This is a genomic window from Streptomyces sp. NBC_00820 (assembly GCF_036347055.1).
In the GTDB taxonomy this organism is placed as follows: domain Bacteria; phylum Actinomycetota; class Actinomycetes; order Streptomycetales; family Streptomycetaceae; genus Streptomyces.
In genome coordinates, this window is record NZ_CP108882.1 from 5201372 (window position 1) to 5222886 (window position 21515).

A 21515-nucleotide genomic window follows, 5' to 3' on the forward strand; every position below is an offset into this window, starting at 1 on the left:
GGCGATCGTCGCGCTCCGTCCCGTTCGCGGCCTGAAGGGGTCTGGCGGCCTGACGGGGTCTGGCGGTGCGTCAGCCGCTTGCGGTTCCTGGCCGATCCGACCGATCCGGCCCGGCAAGGGTCGGATCGGTCAGGCGTGGCCATGTTGGTGCGCCCCATGGGGGGTTGCCGGTCAGACGCTGCGGGCGGTGATGTCGCCGTAGGAGGTGGTCGCGCGGATGTCCAGACCGGCGGCACCCTCGGTGTTCTGGAGCGAGTTGAGGATGCGGCCGTAGGTGGTGCCGGCGTCCAGGGAGGCGGAGACCCCGCGGGCGGCGCCGATCGCGATGTCGCCGTGCTCGGTGCGCAGGGTGACGGTGCCGCGTACGGCCTCGGTGACGCGGAGGTCGCCCTTCTGGGTGCTGATCTCGCCGTCCCCGCCCAGGCGGCCGATCGAAACGTCGCCGGCCTGGAGGGTCACGCGGGCGCCTTCGGTCTCGTCGAGCTGGACCGTGGCCTGCGCGCCCTCGAAGGTGACGTCGCCGAGCCGTCCCACGCCCCGGAGTTCGGCGCTGGCCGCCTTGGCCTCGATCCGGGAGCCGGCGGGCAGTTGGACCGTCACCTCGACGGATCCGGAGGAGCCGAGGACCCGGTTCTTCGCCGGCGCGGCCTCGACCCGCAGGACGCCGTCGCCGTACGCGACGGTGATCCGCTCGGCCGCCTTCACGTCGCGGCTCTCGGAAGCGTCGGCCGGCCGGACCTCGACCGTGGTGTCGGACCGGTCGGCGGCGATGAACTGGATGCGTCCCGCCGGAATGTCGAGGACGGTCGAGACCGGGGCGGGGGTGTCGAACTTCTGCATGATGCTCTCCTCTTGACTCTTGCGCTTGCCGTTTCTGATGTCGTGAACGCTACGTAGCGTTCAGTTTTTGCGCAATGAGTTTGTTGCATGTGATTGGCATTAGCGCAGCTCAGAGTGCCAATTTCGTTGCGATGGTTCTGCATGTAATGCAACGAAGAGCTTCGTGCGTTGCATTGAATTGAGAGTGAACGCTATGCCGGTCCCGTCGCCCGGCCCGTAACCCGGCCCGCCGCGCCACCAGTCGCGTCATCTGCCGCGCCACCTGCCGCGTCACCGGACGCCGCGCTCGGTCTCGGCGCCGGTCACGCCTTCGTTCATCCTCCGGGCCGGTGTACACGCGCCCGTGTGCCGTCCATCGCCGCCGGCCTGTGGGCGGACCGTTGCCGAGTACGTGATTCGAGGGCGTGTTCCCTGGTTAGAAGACTGGAAGTGTTGTCGCGGCCCGGTCCGGAAAATGCCTGGACCGAGCTGTGATCGTGAACACCGTGCCGTGCGGCGCCGTAGTGCTGGATACTGCGGGCAGCCGTACCCGGTGACCGGTGCCGGACGCGGTGAGCTGGAGGGGACGGTTCGCGTGAGCGAGATACCAGCGAAGGCCACGGAGTCCGAGGACCCGTCGGACGGCGCGAGGGGCCAGACCGCGGAAGCCGCCGCGGCGTCCCCCGATGCCATGTGGCAGAGCAGTCCGCCCGGCTCGATGTACGACTACATAAAGGTCGCCTCCTTCTCCATCGGCCCCGGCGGACTGGTCGACCAGTGGAGCCTGCGCGCCGAGCAGCTCTTCGGCATCCCCGCCGAACGCGTCGTCGGCATGGACCCCATCGAGGCCTTCATCGACCCCGACCTGCGCGAGCGCGGCCAGCGCAAGATGGCCGAGATCCTCGACGGGCGGGAGTGGACCGGAGTGGTCCCCTTCCGGGTGCCCGACCCGGAGGACGGCGCGCGCGCCGAGCGGGGGCTGGCCGAGGTCTACGTGATGCCCACCCGGACCGCCGAGGGCGACAAGGCCGCCGTCTGCATCGTCGTGGACGTCCGCACCCTGCGCAGCATCGAGACCGACCTCGCCGCCTCGCAGGCGATTTTCGGGCAATCCCCGTTCGGGTTCCTGTTCATCGACCCCGATCTGCGGGTGCGCCGGGCCAACACGCGGTTCGCCTCCATCTTCGGCGGCACCCCGGACGACCACTGCGGCAAGGGAGTTCACGACTACCTGCCACGCGGCGAGGCCGAGCGGGTCTCGGCCACCCTGCGCCGGGTGCTGGAGACCGGCGACTCCATCACCGACATGCATGTGACGGGCTTCGTCCCGGGCTCCGAGGAGCGCCGGCACTGGTCCGTCAACCTCTACCGGGTGCACAGCGGCAGCGGCCTGAGCATCGGCATCGCCTGGCTCGGCACCGACATCACCGCCCGGCGCGAGGCCGCCCGCGAGGCGGCGGCGGCCCGGCGCAACCTCGCCCTGCTCAACGAGGCCGGCGCCCGCATCGGCAACTCCCTCGACCTGGAGACCACCGCACGCGAACTCCTCGACGTCGTCGTCCCCGGCTTCTGCGACGTCGCCACCGTCGACCTCTACCAGGGCCTGCTCGCCGGCGACGACGCCCCGCCCGGCCTCGCCGACGGCAGCGCGGAACTGCGCCGCGTCGCCTTCGCCAGCGCCGTGTCCGACGAACCCTTCGACGGCTCAGGTGAGTCCGTCGCGGTCGGCGCGGTGCACCGCTTCCCCTTCAACTCGCCATGCGCCGACGCCCTGCGCACCGCCCGCCCGCAGCGGGTGCCCGCCGAGGACGGCAGCCTCGTGCAGTCCACGCTGGCCGTGCCGATGGTCGCCCACGACACCGTCGTCGGCCTCGCCCAGTTCGCACGCACGAAGGGCAGCGAGCCGTTCGGCGAACGCGACCGGGACCTCGCCGTCGAACTCGCCGCGCGCGCCGCCGTCTGCATCGACAACGCCCGCCTGTACCGCCGCGAGCACGAACGGGCCCTGATACTGCAACGGTCCCTGCTCCCGCCGGGCGACCCCGAGGCCTCCGGCCTGGACATCGCCTGCCGCTACCTGCCCGGCAACGCGGCCACCGAGGTGGGCGGCGACTGGTTCGACGTCATCGAACTGCCCGGCCACCGCACCGCGTTGGTGGTCGGCGACGTCATGGGTCGCGGCCTGCGCGCGGCCGTCGCCATGGGCGAACTGCGTACGGCGGTGCGCACCTTGGCCCTGCTGGATCTCGAACCGGCGGAAGTCCTCTCGGCGCTGGACGAGATCGCCCGTGGACTCGGCACGCCCGGAGGCGTCCAGCAGGCCACCCGCACCGCCCGGCAGCCCCGCGACGCCGACCTTTCCGAGGTGTACCTCGCCACCTGCGTGTACGCCGTCTACGACTCCGTCACCAGGCGATGCACCTTCGCCAACGCCGGACACCTGCCACCGGTGCTGGTCGAGCCCGGCGAGGCGGCGCTGATGCTCGACGTGCCTCCGGGGATGCCGCTGGGAGTGGGCGGCGAGCCGTTCGAGGAGGTGGAGGTCGAGCTGCCCGAGGGCGCGCTGCTCGCCCTCTACACGGACGGCCTGGTCGAATCCCGCGACCACCCGCTGGACGAGGGACTACGGGCCTTCGTCGGAGCGCTGACGGACCCCTCCCGCCCCCTGGAGGACGTCTGCGACCACGTCCTCAACACCCTCGACACCCACCACGGCGAGGACGACATCGCGCTGCTGATGGCCCGCGTCCAGGGACTGCCCGCCGAGTCCGTCGGCGACTGGACGCTGCCGCGCGAGCCGCGCAGCGTCGGCCGGGCCCGCGAGTACGCCCGCACCCAGCTGGCCGCCTGGGACCTGGAGCCGCTGATCGACACCACGGAACTCCTGGTCAGCGAACTCGTCACGAACGCCCTGCGCTACGGCGAGGGCGAGATACGGCTACGGCTGCTGCTGGATCGCACCCTGGTCTGCGAGGTCTGGGACTCCGGACTGGTCCAGCCCCGCCGCCGGCGCGCCCGCGACACCGACGAGGGCGGCCGCGGCCTGCAACTGGTCGGACTGCTCAGCGCGGCCTGGGGCTCCCGACGCACCCCACGCGGCAAGACGGTCTGGTTCGAACTCCCACTCCCCGGCGGAGAGAACGTCCTCACGGACCCGGCGGAGGCCCTGCTGAGCCTGTTCTGACCGACCCGAGTTTTGCTCGCGCTTGACGCCGATCAACTGGTAACTGGCAACTGCAACGTGTGATCCTGTTTGAGTTTGATCACTGGATGGGGTTGCCGGACTACCCCGTGACGGGGACTTGATGACGGACGAGCCAACAGAAGGCGCCGAACTGGCCATACCCCGGTCGAAGCTGACGGACATCGCCGACGGGACGGTCGTGCGGTCGGCGCGCGCCGAGCCGGGTGCCGTGCCCTGCTCCAGCGCACCGGAGCTGTCGAGTCCAAGTCGCAGTGCAGACACCCCAAGTGATGGCGAACGGTCCGACAGCCCTGCGAACGTCATCAAGGGTGGCCCTTCGGGCGCCGGCGCGGAGCGCGTCACGGGCGACACCGCGAGTGCCGCTCCATCGCTGGACGCACAGGCGCAAGCCCGCCGTCTCCGGTTCCTGGCCGAGCTGGGCGAGTTCCGGCGGTCGCGGGTGCTGGTGCCGGTGGGTGCACTGCCGGCCGGTGGCGGTACCGAGGCGCCTTTGACGGTGGACGAGGGCGGCGTGCGCTGGATCCTCGCCTTTACCGGCGAGGAGGCGCTGGCCCGGTTCGCGCTGCTGCGCGGGCAGGGCGCGCGGCCGTGGCCGTACCTCGCCGTGTGGGGCGCCGCCCTACTGGATGCCGCCGTACCCGAGGTGGCCCGGACCGGGGTGCCGTGCGGCGTGGTTGTGGACGCGGCGGACGGTGAGCGGGCTCTGGTGCTGCCGCCCGTGGTGGGCGTGGTGCCGGAAGAGGCGGCGGTGGACGGATCGGAGTTCCCCGGCGTGCGGTCGGGCGACGCCGACGGGCCGGACCGCGAGGGTGATGCGGGCGCGGTGGCGCACGGCATTGCCGTACCCGGCCGCTCGGGGTACGGCTATGAGGAGGGTCGGTAATGCAGGTCGCTGACGGTGCGGGTGGCGGGCAGGGCGGGGACGGCGACCTCCAGGTCGTCGGACTGGCCATGATCTCCCAGGGGATCAACCAGGCCCTCACCGAGATGGGGAAGCTGGGACTCGTCGCCGACGCGGGCTGGACGGGCGCGGGGCGGGGCTTCGACAAGCTGGAGATGGACGCCCTGACGATCGGCAGTGACAGCGTCGGGGCCGTTTTCCACTCCTTCTGCGAGCGCTGGCAGTGGGGGGTGAGGGCTCTGATCGAGGAGGGGAACGGCTTCGCGGTTGCGGTCGGGCTCTCCGCCGGCACGCTCTACCAGACGGACCAGACCGTGAAGGATTCGTTCAAGGTGGGCCTGAACTCCCTGACCGGCAACCCGTATGCCACCGAGCAGCAGGTGACGAGCCAGAGCTGGGATCAACTGGCCCACCCCGCGGCGCTAGACGCGGACTACAGCCTGAAGTCCTTCAAGGACGCCGAGAACGTCTCGCGCGACACGTTCAAAGGCATGATCCGTGATGGAGTCACCTCCGAGACGATCCCCGGTGTCGAGACGATGCCGGTCGCGCTCGGCATGGACCAGGACAAGTACGACGACCTGGTGAACCTCTCGCTTGGCCTGCAGCAGCCGCAGCAGCCGCAGCAGCCGCAGGAGGGCGGGCGCTGATGACGGACTGGGGCAAGTACGGCGGCGAACTGCTGAGCGGCGGCAAGAAGCTTCTCGACGGCGCCAAGCGCGAGACGGGTGAGCTGGTCGAGGGAGGCGCGGACCTCACCGGCGACCTCCTGGACAAGGCCGGCGCGCACGGCGTGGCCCGCCGGGTGCGCGACGGGGGAGCACAGGTTGCCTCGTACCTTGGCGCGTACGTTCCCGAGGATCAGCTGGGGCCGGACGCCGAGCCGAGCAGCCTGGTCCATGGCAAGCCGGCGAAGATCCGCGAGAACGCCGGCCATCTCCTCGCGCTGGCCGTCGCCTTCGAGGAAGTCGGCATGGGGATGAAGGCCGTCGACTCGGCCGGGTGGAAGGGCGTCGCGGCGGACACCTTCCGCGAGAAGTTCGCGCTGCATCCCACCAAGTGGATACAGGCGGCCGCCGCGTGCCAGGACGCGGCTGCGGCGCTGAGCGGTTTCGCCGACACCGTTGAATGGGCGCAGGGACAGGCGAAGGAGGCCATCCGGCAGTACGAGGAGGGCAAGTCCGCCTCCGACGCGCACGAGAAGCGGGTCGTCGCGTACAACGACAAGGTCGAGGCGGGCAGCGACGACCCCGGCCCGCGGCCCGACGAGAACGACCCAGGCGAGCCCGCGATGTGCGAGGCACAGCAGGTCCTCGACGCGGCGCGGCGGCAGCGAAACAAGATCGCTGCCGAGACGGAGACCAAGCTGAGAGCTGCGCTCCAGCACGCGCCCAGGGAGCCGTCGGTCACCCAGCAGTTGAAGCTGGACGGCATGGACACGGTGATGGCGAACTCCGTCAACTCGGCCCATGTGCTGGGCGGTTTCGTCAAGGGCACCGCCGGCATCGTGAACTTCGTCCGCAGCATCAACGTGATGGACCCGTACAACCTCACGCATCCCGCCGCCTTCCTGCAGAACAAGGTCCAACTTCTCGGCGGAGTGGTCTCGATGGCCACGCATCCGGACCGCGCGCTGCAGTCGGCATGGCAGTCGTTCAAGTCGGACCCCGCCAACTTCGAGGGCGAATTGCTTCCCCAGGCCTTGCTGGCCGTGGCGACGGACGGCGCGGGAGCCGCCGCTGAAGCGGGCGAAGGGGGGATGCTCGCCGCCAACAGCGCGAAGGCCGCCTCCGAAGCGGCCGAGACGGCCCCGGGGGCCGTCGAGGGGCAGCTCGAGAAAAACCTGGAGTCCGCGGGTACGGACCCGATCAATCTGGCCACCGGCAGGATGTACCTGTCCCAGACGGACGTGACGCTGCCCGGCGCGCTGCCGTTCGCGTTCAAGCGCCGGGTCGAGTCCGGCTACACACACGGGCGTTGGTTCGGACCCTCGTGGGCGAGCTCGATCGATCAGCGGCTGGACGTCACCTCCGCCGGCGTCACCTTCTTCCACGAGGAGGGGATGCGCCTGTTCTACCCCCATCCCGCACCCGGTCTGCCCGTCCTGCCCACACACGGCCCGCGCTGGCCCCTGAGTCGGGAGGCGGACGGGTATACCGTCACCGACCCACAGACGCAGCGGACCTGGCGTTTCGCGGACTGTGACGGCGATCGGGCCGATCTGGTCCAGATCGACGACCGCAACGGCAACTGGACCGGCTTCGAATACGACGCGGCGGGAGTTCCCTCGGCGATCGCCCTCAGCAGCGGGCAGCGTCTGCGGCTGGAGAGCGCCGACGGCCGGATCACCGGACTCCACCTGGTTGGGGGAGGTGAGGACGGAGCCGATCTCCGGCTGATCCGCTACGAATACGCGCGGGGCGACCTCGCCGAGGTCGTCAACTCTTCTGGCCGGGCACTGGGCTTCACCTACGACGACGCCCGCAGGATCACGTCCTGGACAGACACCAACGGTCACACCTTCCGCTACGAGTACGACGACCGGAACCGGTGTGTCCAACAGGGCGGCGCCGAAGGCCATATGAGCCTGCTGCTGTCCTACACCGAACCGGACCCGGAGACCGGGCTGCGCACCACAACGGTCGTCAATGGCGACGGCGCGGTGCGCCGGTACCTTGTCAACGACCGCTACCAGGTGGTCGCCATCGTCGACCCCGCCGGGAACACGAGGCACTTCACCCGCGACCGCTTCGACCGGCTGCTGTCGGAGACCGACGCCGTCGGACGCACGACGTCCTATAGCTACGACGACGTGGGCAATCTGACGGAGATCACCCGTCCGGACGGCCGGCGGGCGACGTTCTCCTACGATGGACGCGGCCTGCTTACCCGGCACGTACGCCCGGACGGGAGCACGGTCCGCCAAGAGTGGGACGATCGCGGCAACCGTACGTCGGTGGCCGACTCGGCGGGCAGCACGACCCGCTACACCTACGACGGCTCCGGGAACATCTCCGGGGTGCGCGACCAGCAGGGCCGGCTGACCGAGATCGTCTGCGACGCGACCGGACTGCCAGTGGAGGTGCGCGATCACACCGGCGGCGTCATGCGCTACGAGCGCGACGTCCTCGGCCGTGTCATATCCATCACCGACCCCCTCGGCGCCACCGGCCGGATGGAGTGGTCCGTCGAGGGGAAGATCACCCGTCGGATCGATCCGGACGGCACCGAGGAATCGTGGACGTACGACGGTGAGGGGAACTGTCTCACCCACACGGACACGATCGGCGGCCGGACCTCATTCGAGTACTCCGAGTTCGACCTGATGACGGCCCGCGTCGAGCCCGATGGTTCGCGCTACGGGTTCCGGTACGACAAGGAACTCCGCCTCACCGAGGTGACCAATCCCCTAGGAGAGACCTGGACCTACGAGTACGACCTCGTCGGCCGGCTGGTCCGGGAGACCGACTTCGGCGGCCGGGTCACCCGCTACTCCTACAGCGCGGCGGGTGATCTGGTCTCCCGCACGAACGCACTCGGGCAGGTCGTCACCTTCGAGCACAACGCGCTCGGTCAGGTCGTCCGCAAGACCGCCGACGGGGAGGTGATGACGTACACCTACGACTTCACCGATCAGATCGCCCGCGCGGTCAACGCCGACACGGACCTGACCCTCCTGCGCGACCGGCATGGGCGCCTGGTCACCGAGCGCATCGACGACCAGGAAGTGTCATACCGCTACGACGAGTTCGGCCGACTCGCGGGACGTACCACACCGGCGGGCGCCGAGAGCGTCTGGGAGTTCGACAAGACGGGCCAGTCCTGCCGGCTCACGGCGGACGGTCGCGCCATCACGATGGAGTACGACCTGGCCGGTCGCGAGACCACGCGCCGTTTCGGTGACTCCCTGAGTATGTCGCGGTCGTTCGACGCGATGAACCGGCTGATCTCCCATTCGGTCGACCACGCGCGCGGACGCATCCAGGCCAGGGCCTATGCGTACCGCGCGGACGGCAGTCTCACCAGGGTCGAGGACCAGCTCGATGGCGTCCGGCAGTACGAACTCGACCTGGCGGGTCGCACCACCCGGGTCAGCGGGGAGGCGTGGGCCGAGGCCTACTCCTACGACGTGGTCGGCAACCAGACGGCGGCTAACTGGCCCGGACCGCACTTCGGAGACGACGGCTGCGGCGAACGCGCCTACCAGGGCGCCGACCTTGTCCGCGCCGGCCGGGTCCGCTACGAGCACGACGCGGCCGGACGCGTAGTGCTCCGCCAGCGGACCCGGCTCTCCCGCAAGCCGGACACCTGGCGTTACAGCTGGGACGCGGAGGACCGGCTCACCCAGGTCGTCACACCCGATGGCACGGTGTGGCAGTACCGGTACGACGCCCTCGGCCGACGCGTCGCCAAGCAGCGTATGGCGGAGAACGGCGTCGACGTGCTTGAGCGGGTGAAGTTCGCCTGGGATGGCGTCACGTTGTGCGAGCAGACCACGAGTTGGGGCGAGTCGAGCGACTCGGTGACCCTGACCTGGCACCGCAACGGCGCTGAGCTGGTCGCCCAGAGCGAGCGCCGGAGTATGGCCGCCGCCCCGCAGGAGGAGGTCGACGCACGTTTCTTCGCGATCGTGTCCGATCTCTCGGGCGCCCCCTGCGAACTGGTTGACGAGGCAGGCGAGATCGCCTGGCGATCTCGGGCCACCAACTGGGGCAAGACGACATGGTCGGTGCGCAGCGACGCCTACACGCCGCTGCGTTTCCCGGGGCAATACTTCGACGCCGAGACAGGGCTGAACTACAACTACCTCAGGTACTACGACCCCGAAGTGGGACGGTACGTCAGCCTGGACCCCCTCGGCCTCGCTCCGGCGGCCAACCCCGTCGCGTACGTGGACCGGCCCTCGGTCACCTGTGATCCCCTGGGCCTCGCTCCGGCGAAGTCCCCCTATCCGGCCAAGCCGTACGAGACCCCCAACAACGTGGAACTGGCGAAACAGTTCAATCCCGAGGGCGGCAACACCAACTGCACCTATGTCGGAGAGGCCTTCGAACGCTATATGCGCGGCGAGGGGATAAAGCCCGTGCCCGGATACATGGGCGGCGTGCAGAGCCTCGACCGGCTGGAGAGCGTGTTCGGGAGCAGTTTCCAGGACAAGGGATTCTGGGAGATGGTCGACGACGTACGCAATGCCGGTGACGGAGCGCGCGGTATAGTCGCGGGCGATTCGCCCGTTCTCGGTCAGCCCGGTCACGTGTTCAACATCGTGAACCATCAGGGTCGCGTGCTCTTCGTCGATGTCCAGACGGGATTCGTCGACCCCACGTATTTCAAGTCGTTCAAGCTGATGAGGGTGAACTGATGTACACGATGGAACAGGCGGAACAGCTCGCCAAGGAGTTCCTTCAGCAGGAGTCCGCCTGCTGGGACAACGAGGTCGCCCTGTTCGACGAGGACGAGGTGAAGGCGAGGAAAGGCGAGTTCTACTACTTCGCCTTCCAGTCCGCGAAGTACGTCGACACCAGGGACAGCCGGTACTTCCTCTACGGGCCGTGCCAGATCTCGGTGGACGCCGAGAGCGGGGAGTGCCGGCTGCTCAGCGTGCAGGAATCGTTCGAGGTGGACCCCTTCGGTCACCACGCGCGCTGAGCCCGCGCTCAAGGCTCAGCGCGCGTGGGGCCGTGAGGACCGGTCCGGCCGTCGCGCAGATGGGCTTACGGAGGTCAGAAGTCTGGTCCGGCGTGACGCGTCCGGGTTGCGGGGCCGCCGAAGCTCGGTGGGGTGCCGGGGTGGAGGGGGCCGGGGAGCAGGATTCCGCCCAGGACGGCTCCGGTCGTTCCGGGGGTGCGGGTGTCCGCTTCCAGGTAGGGGTTTCCATGGGTTCTGACGTCGCGCTCGGCGAGGTCTCGGGCCTGGCGGGCGAGGGCGTCCGCCTCGGCGTCGCGGCCGTCCGACGGGTGCAGGGACAGTTCCGTCGAGGCCGGGAGAGCGGTGGTCCCGTCCAGTACGCGGGTCGCCTCCGCCAGTAGCGCCCTCGCCTCGGCGCCCACCGCGCCCCGGTGCACCGAGACGAAGTCCTCCGCCTCGCCGACGGAGCTGCGGGCCACGAGCAGCGCGGCGGCCTCCAGTACGCCGGACCGGTCCACCTCCAGCCGCTCGACCGCCCGCGCGATGCGGCGCAGGGCGTCCAGCGGGTCGTACGGCCCTGTGGTCAACTCCTCGCGTACGGCGGCCAGGACGCCGTCGACGTGCGCGAGGCGGGCGTTCAGTTCGCCCGCCGTCATGGAGGGCGGGGCGTTCCCCTTCCGTGCCGTCGCGATCTCCGCCTCCGCGCCGGTCAGCGCTGCCGGCACCAGGTCGGCCGCCTCCCGCAGCTGCGCCGCGAGCCGCTCCACGCCGCGCACGAGGACGCCGGCCTGGGCTATGGCGCCCTCGGCGGAGCGCAGTTGGCGGAACGCTGCCCTTTGGGCGCCTGAATCCATGTCCCTACGTGCTCCGTTGAGCTGCCAGGTGGCGAACATGAGGCGGTCCCTGGCCTGTTCGGCGTACCCGGTGACGGGGTCCGCGGCCGAGGGGCCGTACCGGTCGTGCAGCGAGACCGCGGTGCCCTGGGCTGCCGCCGTCCGACGGGTCAGGTCACGGAAGCGGCGCTCGGCGACCGCCAGCGCCGCGACCACTCCCTCCCTGTCCTCCCCGTCCTCTCCGAGCCCCCGCAGCCGGTCGAGCCGCTCGGCCTCGGCGTCCAGCCGCCGTCCCGCCTCCGCGCACCGCCCGACCACCGTGGCCAGTGTCTGCCGCCGGGCGCCCTCGTTCCGTGGGAGGCCCTCCTCGTACCGCCGCCATATCGCGAACGCGGCCGACAGCTCGGTCTTCGCGGCCCGTACGGCGTGCCGGAACGGTTCGATCTCCGTCTCTCCGAACAGGTCGGCCACGTAAGGCAGTTCCTCCTCGCTGCCCCGCACGCAGTCGTCGGCCAGCACCAGCGCGGCGCGCGCCTGCCGTTCGGACTCGGCAGGCGTGGGCACGGGCGGCGCCCCCGACACCAGTCCCGGAGTCGTCCGGCTCCTGGCCCGCCGGGTGCGGCGCAGGTACCCGTAGCCGGCCAGCGCGCCGGCCGCGCCGACCACGACCAGGGGCAGCACGAGATCGATGGCGGACGTCCCGCCCTTCTGCGCCGTGCCCGCGGTCGTGACCGGGTCACCCGAGATGGCCGGGTCGTCCGAGATGGCCGGGGCGTCCGAGACGGCCGCGGCACCCGAGACGGCTGCGGCACCCGAGACGGCCGGGGCTGCGGGAACCGTGTCCCCCGCGCCCGTCGTCATCATCGGCAAGATCAGCCATCCAGCCCCGACCGTCACACCTATCGCGGCATGGGCCACCCGCACCCGTATGCGCGCCTTGGAGTGCCGGGGCCGGCCCCGGATCAGGGAGGACGTCACCTTTCGGAGCGTATGGGCAGCCGGACGCCTCCGCGAGTGGGGCGGATACGGCTGGGGGACGAGACGAGTAGGGGGACGAGATGGACACGCCGGATCGCCGGCACGACCAGCCCGGCCGGAACACGCTGCCGCCCGCCGATCCGGCAACCCCCGACCCCTCGGACGAGCGACCCCCCACCGAAGCCCCAGCCCCCACCGAAGCCCCAGCCCCCACCGAAGCCCCCACCGAAGCCCCAGCCCCTGATCCCGCCCCCGCCGACGGCGAGCACCCCCCACCAGAGCCCCCCGCCCCCGCCTCCAAGGCCCACCCTCACCCCCACTCCCACCCCCACCCCCGCCGCCGCACCGTCCGCCGCGCCCTCCTCGCAGTCCTCCTGGCCGTACTCCTCCCCCTCCTCGCCGCCGAGGCCGCCCTGCGCGTGAACTACACCGGCGACCCGGCCCCCGGCACCCGTACCCGCGACCGGGACGCCCTGTGGCTGGGGCACGCGTGGGTGGACGGACGTAAGACGGACAAGGACGTCACCTCCCTCGCCCACCGCCTCAAGAGCACCGGCATCCGCGACCTGTACGTCCACGCGGGCCCCCTGGAGCACGACGGCACACTGCCGAAGTCGGACTACCCGAAGGCCCGTTGGCTGATCTCGGCGATCCATCGCGAGGCGCCCGGCGTCCGCGTCCAGGCCTGGCTGGGCGACAAGCTGGCCAGTGAGAGCCCCGACGGCCTGCGCCTGGAGCGTGCCGCCACCCGTGCCGCGGTCGTCGCCTCGGCCGGCGAGATCCTGGCCGCCGGCTTCGAGGGCACCCACTTCGACCTGGAGCCGCTGCACTCGGGCGACCGCGACTACCTCGCCCTGCTCGACGACCTCCGCGCCCTCACCCGCGCCCACCACGCGCTGCTCTCGGTCGCCGCCCACCAGATCGACCCGCTGCCGGCCTTCCACTCCTTCTGGGGCACGACCACCGGCCACCCCAAGTGGTGGTCGCAGGCCTACTTCGGGCAGGTGGCCCGCCGCGTGGACCAGATCGCCGTGATGTCGTACGACACCATGCAGCCGCTGGGCAGCCTGTACGGCGGGTACGTCGCCCAGCAGACGAGCCTCGCCCTGGAGGTCACCCCCGACTCCACCGACCTCCTCATGGGCCTGCCCTTCTACCACGAGAACCGCTTCGGCCACTGGGCGCACGCCGAGACCGTCCCGGCCGCCGTGCGCGGCGTCCGGCTGGGGCTGTCCCGCACCGACGCCCGCCGGGACCGCTTCGGCGTCGCCCTGTACGTCGACTTCGCCGCGACGGAAGCGGACTGGGCGGCCTACCGGGAAGACTGGGCCGGGTGAACCCGACACGCCCCCGGCGCACCGTGGCCGACCTCGCCCCCCTCGCCCGTGCCGCTCTCGGCCCCCACCGTGCCCTCACGGCCGTCACCCGGCTGCGCGGCGGCTCCAAGAAGGGCGTCTACCGCCTTGCCCTGGACGACTCCACGACGGCGGTCGCCTACCTCTGGTCCCCGGACGAGGACTACTGGGGCGAGCCGGAGGACGACCCCCGCGACCCGTTCTCGCACGCCTCCGGCCTCGACCTGTTCACGGCGTCCCACGACCGCCTCGCGGCCGCTGGGGTCCGCACGCCCCGACTGCTGCACGTGGACCGTGCCGCCGGGGCCGCCGTCGTGGAGGACCTGCGCGACGGCAGCCTGGAGGAGGCCCTGCGCCGCGACCCGGCCGCGGCCCGCACGGCGCTGGAGGGGCTCGGTGAGGCCCTGAGGGAACTGCGCGGCTGCCGGGCGGACGGATACGGCAAGGTGTCCCTGATCGACAACGGCGGTTCCTCGTACGGCACTTCGTGCGCGCGGACCGTCGCCGACCGGGCCCTCGCGGACATCGCCGAGACGGCCGGCCGCGACCCGCGCGTCGCCGCCGCCCGCGAGCGGCTGGAGGCGGCCGTACGGTCACTGACCGCCGCGGTGAAGCCGCGCGCCTCGCACTCCCTCGTCCATGGCGAACTGGGCCCGGACCACGTCCTGCTGGACGCCGACGGCAGGGCGGCCCTGATCGACATCGAGGGGCTGATGTACTTCGACGCCGAGTGGGAGCACGTCTTCCTGCGGCTGCGCTTCGGCGCCCACTACGACGCCCTGCGCGCCCCCGGCCTCGACGAGGACCGGCTGCGGCTGTACCGCCTGGCCATGCACCTCGACCTGGTCGCCGGTCCGCTCCGACTGCTCGACGGCGACTTCCCGTTGACGGAATCCATACGCGGTATCGCCGAGCACAACCTGGCGGAGGCGCTGTCCCTGGTGGAATCATGATCGACATGCACATATTGCTGGTGGTGGGCGCCGCGCTGATCCTGGCGGTGTACGTGGCGGTCGGTGTCGCCGCCGTCGTGTCGGAGTGGGTGCCGCCCTTGGCCCGGCGCCGGGTCCTGTGGTCGCGGATGTGGGGGTACGGCGCGCTGTTGAGCGCGCTCGGGCTGGGCCTGTTCCTGTTCCTGGGCCCGCTCGGCCGGAAGGGCTTCAGTCTCCCTCCCCTGCTCGGGTGGGCCGTGTGGATGGTCGGGATGCTGGTCCAGTACCTCGCCCGGCGCCCGCACCGGATGCCTGAGAAGACCACCTCCTGATCTTCGATCCCAGCCACACCAGCGGGTCGTACTTGCGGTCGACCGCGCGCTCCTTCAAGGGGATCAGCGCGTTGTCCGTGATCTTGATGCCCTCGGGGCACACCTCCGTGCAGCACTTGGTGATGTTGCAGTAGCCGAGGCCGTGGTCGTCCTGGGCCGTGCGACCCCGGTCCAGGCCCGTCCCGGCGGCCGCATCCAGCGGGTGCATGTCCAGCTCGGCCACCCGCATCAGGAAGCGCGGTCCGGCGAACGCCGCCTTGTTCTCCTCGTGGTCGCGCACCACATGGCAGGTGTCCTGGCACAGGAAGCACTCGATGCACTTGCGGAACTCCTGCGAGCGTTCCACGTCCTCCTGCGCCATCCGGTACTCACCGGGGCCCAGGCCGGGCGGCGGGACGAACGCCGGGATCTCCCTGGCCTTCAGGTAGTTGAAGCCGACGTCCGTCACCAGGTCCCGGACCACCGGGAAGGCGCGCAGCGGCGTCACCGTGATCGTCTCGTCCCGGCCGAACACCGACATGCGCGTCATGCACAGCAGGCGTGGGCGGCCGTTGACCTCCGCGGAGCACGAACCGCACTTGCCTGCCTTGCAGTTCCAGCGGACGGCCAGGTCGGGAGCCTGGGTGGCCTGGAGCCGGTGGATGATGTCCAGCACCACCTCGCCGTCGTTGACCTCGACCTTGAAGTCCTCCAGGTCACCGCCGCCCTCGTCACCCCGCCACACCTTGAAGTGGGCCTCGTAGCCGCTCATTCGTACAGCTCCTCTTCGGCGAGGTACTTGACCAGCTCCTCCTTGTCGAAGAGGGCGAGCAGGTCGGGGCGGATGGGGTCGGTGCTCTCGCGGGTGAGGCGGATCTGGCCGCGGGCCGGATCGGTGGCCGCCAGGCCCCCGGTGGGGTCGGCGAGCGCGCACAGCAGGTTCACGTTGCGCCAGGCGCGGTCCATCGTGGGGTGGTCCTCGCGGGTGTGCCCGCCACGCGACTCGGTGCGCTCCAGCGCGGCCCGCGCCACGCACTCGCTGACGAGCAGCATGTTGCGGAGGTCGAGGGCGAGGTGCCAGCCCGGGTTGAACTGCCGGTGCCCCTCGACCCCGGCCCGGCGCGCCCGCACGCGCAGCTCGGCCAGCTTCTGCAGCGCCTGCTCCATCTCGCCCTCGCGGCGGATGATGCCGACCAGGTCGTTCATGGTCTGCTGGAGTTCCTGGTGCAGGGTGTACGGGTTCTCCGGCGGGCCGGCCTCACCCGTCGTCTCGGCCGAGAAGGGGCGCAGGGCCTCCGCCGCCGCGCTGTCGACCTGGACGTCGGTGACGTGCGGGCGCCCGGTCGCGTCCGCCGCGTACCCGGCCGCGTGCCGGCCCGCCCGGCGCCCGAACACCAGCAGGTCGGAGAGCGAGTTGCCGCCGAGCCGGTTGGAGCCGTGCATGCCGCCCGCGACCTCGCCGGCCGCGAACAGACCCGGCACCCCGCGGGCCGCCGCCGTGTCGGAGTCGACCGCGACACCGCCCATCACGTAGTGGCAGGTCGGGCCCACCTCCATCGCCTCCGCCGTGATGTCGACGTCCGCCAGCTCCTTGAACTGGTGGTACATCGAGGGCAGCCGGCGCCGGATGACCTCGGCGGGCATCCGGGTGGAGACGTCGAGGAAGACGCCGCCGTGCGGGGAGCCGCGGCCCGCCTTCACCTCGGAGTTGATGGCGCGGGCGACCTCGTCGCGGGGGAGCAGTTCCGGGGGGCGCCGGTTGTTGTCCGGGTCGTCGTACCAGCGGTCGGCCTCTTCCTCCGACTCGGCGTACTTCTCCTTGAAGACGTCCGGGATGTAGTCGAACATGAACCGCTTGCCCTCGGAGTTCCTGAGGACCCCGCCGTCACCGCGCACCGACTCCGTGACCAGGATGCCCTTGACCGACGGCGGCCAGACCATGCCCGTCGGGTGGAACTGCACGAACTCCATGTTCAGCAGCGGGGCCCCGGCCAGCAGCGCGAGGGCGTGGCCGTCGCCGGTGTACTCCCACGAGTTCGAGGTGACCTTGAAGGACTTGCCGATCCCGCCGGTGGCGAGCACCACCGCGGGGGCCTCCAGGACGAAGAAGCGGCCGGACTCGCGGTCGTAGGCGAAGACCCCGGAGACGCGATCCCCCGCGGCGGAGCCGCTGTCGGACCCAGTCTTCAGGATCCGGGTGACCGTGCACTCCTGGAAGACCTTCAGCCGTGACTCGTAGTCGCCGGTCTCCTTGAAGTCCTCCTGCTGGAGCGCCACGATCTTCTGCTGGAGCGTGCGGATCAGCTCCAGGCCCGTACGGTCGCCGACGTGCGCGAGGCGTGGGTACTCGTGGCCGCCGAAGTTGCGCTGGGAGATCCGGCCGTCCTTCGTACGGTCGAACAGCGCGCCCCAGGTCTCCAGCTCCCACACCCGGTCCGGGGCCTCCTGGGCGTGCAGCTCGGCCATCCGCCACTGGTTGAGGAACTTCCCGCCGCGCAGGGTGTCGCGGAAGTGGACCTGCCAGTTGTCGTGCTCGTTGGCGTTGGCCATGGCCGCCGCGATGCCGCCCTCGGCCATCACGGTGTGCGCCTTGCCGAACAGGGACTTGCAGATCACCGCCGTACGGGCGCCCCGCTCACGCGCCTCGATCGCCGCCCGCAGCCCGGCGCCGCCGGCACCGACCACGACGACGTCCCACTCCTGCCGGTCGACCACGGACATCAGTCAGTTCCTCACTGGAGCACTAGAAGGCTGGGGGTACTGGAAGGCTGGAGCACTGGAAGGCTGGGGCACTGCAAGGCGGGCGCTAGAAGAAGCGCGGGTCGGCGAAGACGCCGGACGCGACGAGGTAGACGTAGAAGTCGGCGAGCGCCACGCTCAGCAGCGACGCCCACGCCAGCTGCATGTGGCGGGCGTTGAGCCTGCCGACGAACTGCCACGCCCGGTAGCGCACGGGATGCCTGGAGAAGTGTCTGAGCTTGCCGCCGACGATGTGCCGGCAGGAGTGGCAGGACAGGGTGTACGCCCAGATCAGCACGATGTTGACCAGGAACACCAGGGTGCCCAGGCCCATGTGGCCCCATCGGTAGTGGGTGTCCCGGAAGGACAGCACGGTGTCGTAGGTCAGCACGCCCGCGACCAGGAGCGCGGCGTAGAAGAAGTACCGGTGGACGTTCTGCAGGATCAGCGGGAAGCGGCTCTCCCCGGTGTACGTCCGGTGCGGCTCGGCGACCGCGCACGCGGGCGGGGACAGCCAGAAGCTGCGGTAGTACGCCTTGCGGTAGTAGTAGCAGGTCAGCCGGAAGCCGAGCGGGAAGATCAGGATGATGATCGCCGGGGAGATCGCCCACCAGGTGCCGAACAGATCCGCGTTCGGGCCGGCGCGCATGGTCCGGCAGTTCTCCGCCAGGCACGGCGAGTAGAACGGCGACACGTACGGCGCCGCGTAGTAGTCCGCGTTGGCGAAGGCCCGCCAGGTCGAGTACACGACGAACGCGAACAGACCGGCCGCGGTGACGGCGGGCGCCAGCCACCAGCGGTCGGTCCGCAGATGCGGTGCGGTGATCGCGGCGCGCGTACCGCCGCGTACGCCGCCGCCGTTCGGCTTGGGTTCCGTACCAGTGGCCAAAGCGGGACTCCGGTCGGTTCGGGGGGTCAGGGCGCGTGCCGGTCGCGGGCTCCCAGCCCCTCGTCGTCCGCGTCCGTCCACAGGCTGATGTCGTACGGCGTGTCGGAGATGGTGACGAGTTCGGGCACGCTGACGGTGGCCGGCTGGGTCACCGCCTGCCGCAGCAGCGCCACGCTCTCGCGCAGATGGTCGGCGTCCGTCCGGACGCGGCGCATCTCCAGGCCGCCGCTGCCGAGCTGCTTCTCCAGGCGCCCCATCGACCGCTGGAGGTCGTCGAGACTGCGCTGGACCGATGTCAGGTCGTCGTGCACGGACATGGCTTGCCCTCACTTCCCGGGCCCTGCGGCCCTGGGCGGCAACGTTCATGCGCCTTGGAGTGTCGCGCGTCACACACGTCCCTGTGAAGAGACGTGCATCGATTGGCGGAGGCGCGTCGGTGCATCCGCGCGGGCGTGCGGTCAGGCGCGCGACTGCCGGTGTGTTGCGCCGCACGGGTGGGCTTGCCGGGCGTCGCCGCCGTGTCGCCCGCGGTGGGCGGATCCCTTCCTCTTCAGTGGATGCATAGATCTGATCAGCTCCATATACCGCCAAAAGTGATCATAACGCCCGCGGCTTCCCGGAGGTAGCAGAGATGTCCCACGACGTCGTCGGCCCCAGGCCCTCTCGTCCGTCTCCGGCCTGCCGCGCGGTGACGCGCTCGGTCGCCTTCCTCGCTGCCGGTGCCCTCGTGGTGCCGTTCCTCGCCGGGTGCGGCTCCGACGAGAAGGCGGGCCGGCCCCTGGCCGGGCAGGACATCGCCCTCGTCGCCCGTGACAAGGTCACCGAGGGCGGCACCCTGAGGTGGGCCGTGGACGCCGTGCCGGAGACCCTGAACGCCTACCAGGCCGACGCCGACGCGGGCACCACCCGTATCGCGCAGGCCGTGCTGCCGTCGATGTTCCGGCTCGACGTGAACGGCCGCCCGGTGGCCGACCCCGCGTACCTGGAGAAGGCCGAGGTCATCGAGACCGAGCCGCGCCAGGTGGTGCAGTACAAGCTGAACCAGCAGGCCGTCTGGAGCGACGGCCGCGAGATCGGCGCCGCCGACTTCGTCGCCCAGTGGCGGGCCCTGTCCGGCAAGGACACCGCCTTCTGGACCGCCCGCAACGCCGGCTACGACCGCATCGAGAAGATCGAGCGCGGCGCCAGCGACCTCCAGGTCCGCGTCACCTTCAGCCGGCCCTACGCCGACTGGAAGTCGCTGTTCTCCCCGCTGTACCCGAAGGACGTCATGGGCACCCCGGACGCCTTCAACGACGGCGCCCGCCGCAAGCTGGACGTGACGGCCGGACCCTTCCGGCTGGACCGGGTCGACACGGCCGTGAAGGACATCGTCCTCACCCGCAACCCGCGCTGGTGGGGCCGGCCCGCCAAGCTGGACGAGATCGTGCTGCACGCCGTACCCCGTGACCAGCGGGCCACCGCGCTGGCCGACGGGACGGTGGACCTCGCCGACATCGACCCCTCCGAGGCCGAGCGGATCGGCGTCGCCACCAGCGCCGACGGCGCCGGCAGCCCGCTGGTGGGCGCCGGGAAGACCTCCGCCAAGAAGCTCCGCTCCTGGGCGCTCGCGCACGGCTTCGACTCCGACGAGGTGCGGACCGGCCAGAAGAAGCTGCGCAAGGCCATCACCCGGTACCTGGAGCAGCAGGACGCGCTGCGCTCCTTCGACGTCCGCAAGTCGCTGGAGCCCGCCTACACCCAGCTCGCCCTCAACGGCTCCGGCGGCCCCCTCGCCGACGAGCGGGTCCGCCGGGCCGTGGCGCACGCCCTGGACCGCGAGGAGCTGGCCAAGGTCGTGCTGACCCCGCTCGGCCTTCCCGCCGTCCCGGTCGGCAGCCACCTCGCGCTGTCCGGGCAGGCGGCCTACGCCGACAGCAGCAACGCCCTGGGCGGCCAGGACACCGAGCAGGCCGAGGCCCTGCTCGCGGACGCCGGCTGGGTGGCCGGGGGACCCGTCAAGAAGCCGAAGAAGGGCGAGAAGGCGGCCGGCCCCGAGGCCGGGAAGGGCGACGAGCCCGACGGCGGCAAGGAAGGCGAGTACATCGTCGACTCGGACGGCAAGAACGACGGCAAGAACGACGACGAGGACAAGGACGGCCGCGGGCCGGGGGACGAGAAGGGCCGGCACGGCGAGGGCGGCGGCAAGCACCTCGCGCAGGACGGCAAGCAGTACTCCGGCCAGGGCGGCGCCCCGGGCGCGTACGCGCCGAAGGGCACGGCGGCCCCCGCGGGCGCGGTGAACGGGCCGCTCGCCAAGGACGGCCAGGCGCTCAACCTGCGCTTCGTCCTCCCCTCCGGCCCCGGCTCGGAGACCTTGAACACAGTCGCCGGACGGATCTCGCGGATGCTGGAGAAGGTGGGCATCCTCACGACGATCACCAAGGTCTCGGACGAGAGCTACTTCAAGGACCACATCGCCTCCGGCGACTACGACCTCGCCCTGTACTCCTGGCCGGCCTCCGCCTTCCCCGCCACCGACGCCCGGCCCGTCTACGCCAAGCCGGTACCGGCCGCCGACGGCTCGGTGAACGTCGAGCAGAACTACACGCGGGTCGGCACCGACCAGGTCGACCAGCTGTTCGACGAGGCCGCGGGGACACTGGACGACGAGGAGGCGCGGGACCTGATCCGCAAGGCCGACTCCCGGATCTGGGCCGCCGCCGGGTCCATCCCGCTCTACCAGCGCCCCCAGCTGGTGGGCGCCCGCAAGAACCTGGTCAACGCCGGGGCGTTCGGCTTCCAGACACCCGTCTACGAGGACATGGGCTTCCTGAAGAAGGGCGTGAAGATCTCGCCCAGCCCGTCCGGGCACTGACCCGGAACCGACCCGGCACAGAGGCCCCCGTGGCCCTGCGGAGGCCGCCTCCGTCAGGGCCACGTACC

At 70.9% G+C, this 21515-nt stretch carries 14 protein-coding genes and 1 pseudogene; 9 read left to right on the forward strand and 6 right to left on the reverse strand.

Features of this window, described 5'->3' with window-relative positions; all coding sequences use genetic code 11:
- Nucleotides 1-171: 171 nt before the first annotated feature.
- Nucleotides 172-840: a DUF4097 family beta strand repeat-containing protein gene (locus tag OIB37_RS23675; protein ID WP_330459605.1), complete on the reverse strand. Its 669-nt coding sequence runs from the start codon at nt 838-840 to the stop codon at nt 172-174.
- A gap of 574 nt (nt 841-1414) precedes the next feature.
- Between OIB37_RS23675 and OIB37_RS23680 the strand changes: the two genes are divergently transcribed.
- The 5 genes from OIB37_RS23680 (at nt 1415) to OIB37_RS23700 (ending at nt 10574) form a co-directional block, all read left to right on the forward strand.
- Nucleotides 1415-4003 carry a SpoIIE family protein phosphatase gene (locus OIB37_RS23680; protein WP_330459606.1) on the forward strand — a complete coding sequence of 863 codons (2589 nt, stop codon included), beginning with the start codon at nt 1415-1417 and terminating at the stop codon, nt 4001-4003.
- 121 nt (nt 4004-4124) lie between these two features.
- Nucleotides 4125-4907 carry an SseB family protein gene (locus OIB37_RS23685; protein ID WP_330459607.1) on the forward strand — a complete coding sequence of 261 codons (783 nt, stop codon included), beginning with the start codon at nt 4125-4127 and terminating at the stop codon, nt 4905-4907.
- Complete coding sequence (locus OIB37_RS23690) at nt 4907-5575, forward strand: hypothetical protein (RefSeq protein WP_330459608.1); 669 nt, start codon at nt 4907-4909, stop codon at nt 5573-5575. Before OIB37_RS23685 ends, OIB37_RS23690 begins: the two co-directional genes overlap by 1 nt.
- Complete coding sequence (locus OIB37_RS23695) at nt 5575-10287, forward strand: putative T7SS-secreted protein (RefSeq protein WP_330459609.1); 4713 nt, start codon at nt 5575-5577, stop codon at nt 10285-10287. The genes OIB37_RS23690 and OIB37_RS23695 overlap by 1 nt, the downstream gene beginning before the upstream one ends.
- Nucleotides 10287-10574: a hypothetical protein gene (locus OIB37_RS23700; protein WP_330459610.1), complete on the forward strand. Its 288-nt coding sequence runs from the start codon at nt 10287-10289 to the stop codon at nt 10572-10574. The genes OIB37_RS23695 and OIB37_RS23700 overlap by 1 nt, the downstream gene beginning before the upstream one ends.
- A 74-nt stretch (nt 10575-10648) precedes the next feature.
- On the opposite strand, the gene OIB37_RS23705 is transcribed toward OIB37_RS23700, so the two are convergent.
- Complete coding sequence (locus OIB37_RS23705; RefSeq protein WP_330459611.1) at nt 10649-12364, reverse strand: hypothetical protein; 1716 nt, start codon at nt 12362-12364, stop codon at nt 10649-10651.
- An 80-nt stretch (nt 12365-12444) separates the two neighbouring features.
- On the opposite strand from OIB37_RS23705, the gene OIB37_RS23710 reads away from it, so the two are divergent.
- From OIB37_RS23710 to OIB37_RS23720, 3 genes are read left to right on the forward strand one after another with little or no spacing between them, the layout of a single operon-like run.
- On the forward strand, nt 12445-13701 hold the full coding sequence (locus OIB37_RS23710; protein ID WP_330459612.1) for a hypothetical protein: 1257 nt from the start codon (nt 12445-12447) through the stop codon (nt 13699-13701).
- Nucleotides 13698-14672, forward strand: coding sequence for a phosphotransferase (locus OIB37_RS23715; protein ID WP_330459613.1), 975 nt, complete (start codon nt 13698-13700; stop codon nt 14670-14672). The genes OIB37_RS23710 and OIB37_RS23715 overlap by 4 nt, the downstream gene beginning before the upstream one ends.
- Nucleotides 14673-14677: 5 nt before the next feature.
- On the forward strand, nt 14678-14983 hold the full coding sequence (locus tag OIB37_RS23720) for a hypothetical protein (protein WP_330459614.1): 306 nt from the start codon (nt 14678-14680) through the stop codon (nt 14981-14983).
- Here the strand turns inward: OIB37_RS23720 and OIB37_RS23725 are convergent.
- From OIB37_RS23725 to OIB37_RS23740, 4 genes and pseudogenes are all read right to left on the reverse strand, one after another.
- A pseudogene (locus OIB37_RS23725) lies at nt 14967-15734 on the reverse strand (succinate dehydrogenase/fumarate reductase iron-sulfur subunit); the annotation flags it as partial. The gene OIB37_RS23720 and the pseudogene OIB37_RS23725 sit on opposite strands and share 17 nt — an antisense overlap.
- A complete protein-coding gene (locus OIB37_RS23730) occupies nt 15731-17683 on the reverse strand; it encodes a fumarate reductase/succinate dehydrogenase flavoprotein subunit (protein WP_330459616.1) in 1953 nt (650 codons plus the stop codon). The pseudogene OIB37_RS23725 and the gene OIB37_RS23730, both read right to left, overlap by 4 nt.
- A gap of 85 nt (nt 17684-17768) precedes the next feature.
- Nucleotides 17769-18590: a hypothetical protein gene (locus OIB37_RS23735; RefSeq protein WP_330459617.1), complete on the reverse strand. Its 822-nt coding sequence runs from the start codon at nt 18588-18590 to the stop codon at nt 17769-17771.
- A gap of 26 nt (nt 18591-18616) precedes the next feature.
- On the reverse strand, nt 18617-18907 hold the full coding sequence (locus tag OIB37_RS23740) for a hypothetical protein (protein ID WP_330459618.1): 291 nt from the start codon (nt 18905-18907) through the stop codon (nt 18617-18619).
- A 314-nt stretch (nt 18908-19221) separates the two neighbouring features.
- Between OIB37_RS23740 and OIB37_RS23745 the strand changes: the two genes are divergently transcribed.
- Entirely contained in the window at nt 19222-21447 is a 2226-nt protein-coding gene (locus OIB37_RS23745) for an ABC transporter family substrate-binding protein (RefSeq protein ID WP_330459619.1), read from the forward strand.
- Nucleotides 21448-21515 lie beyond the last annotated feature (68 nt).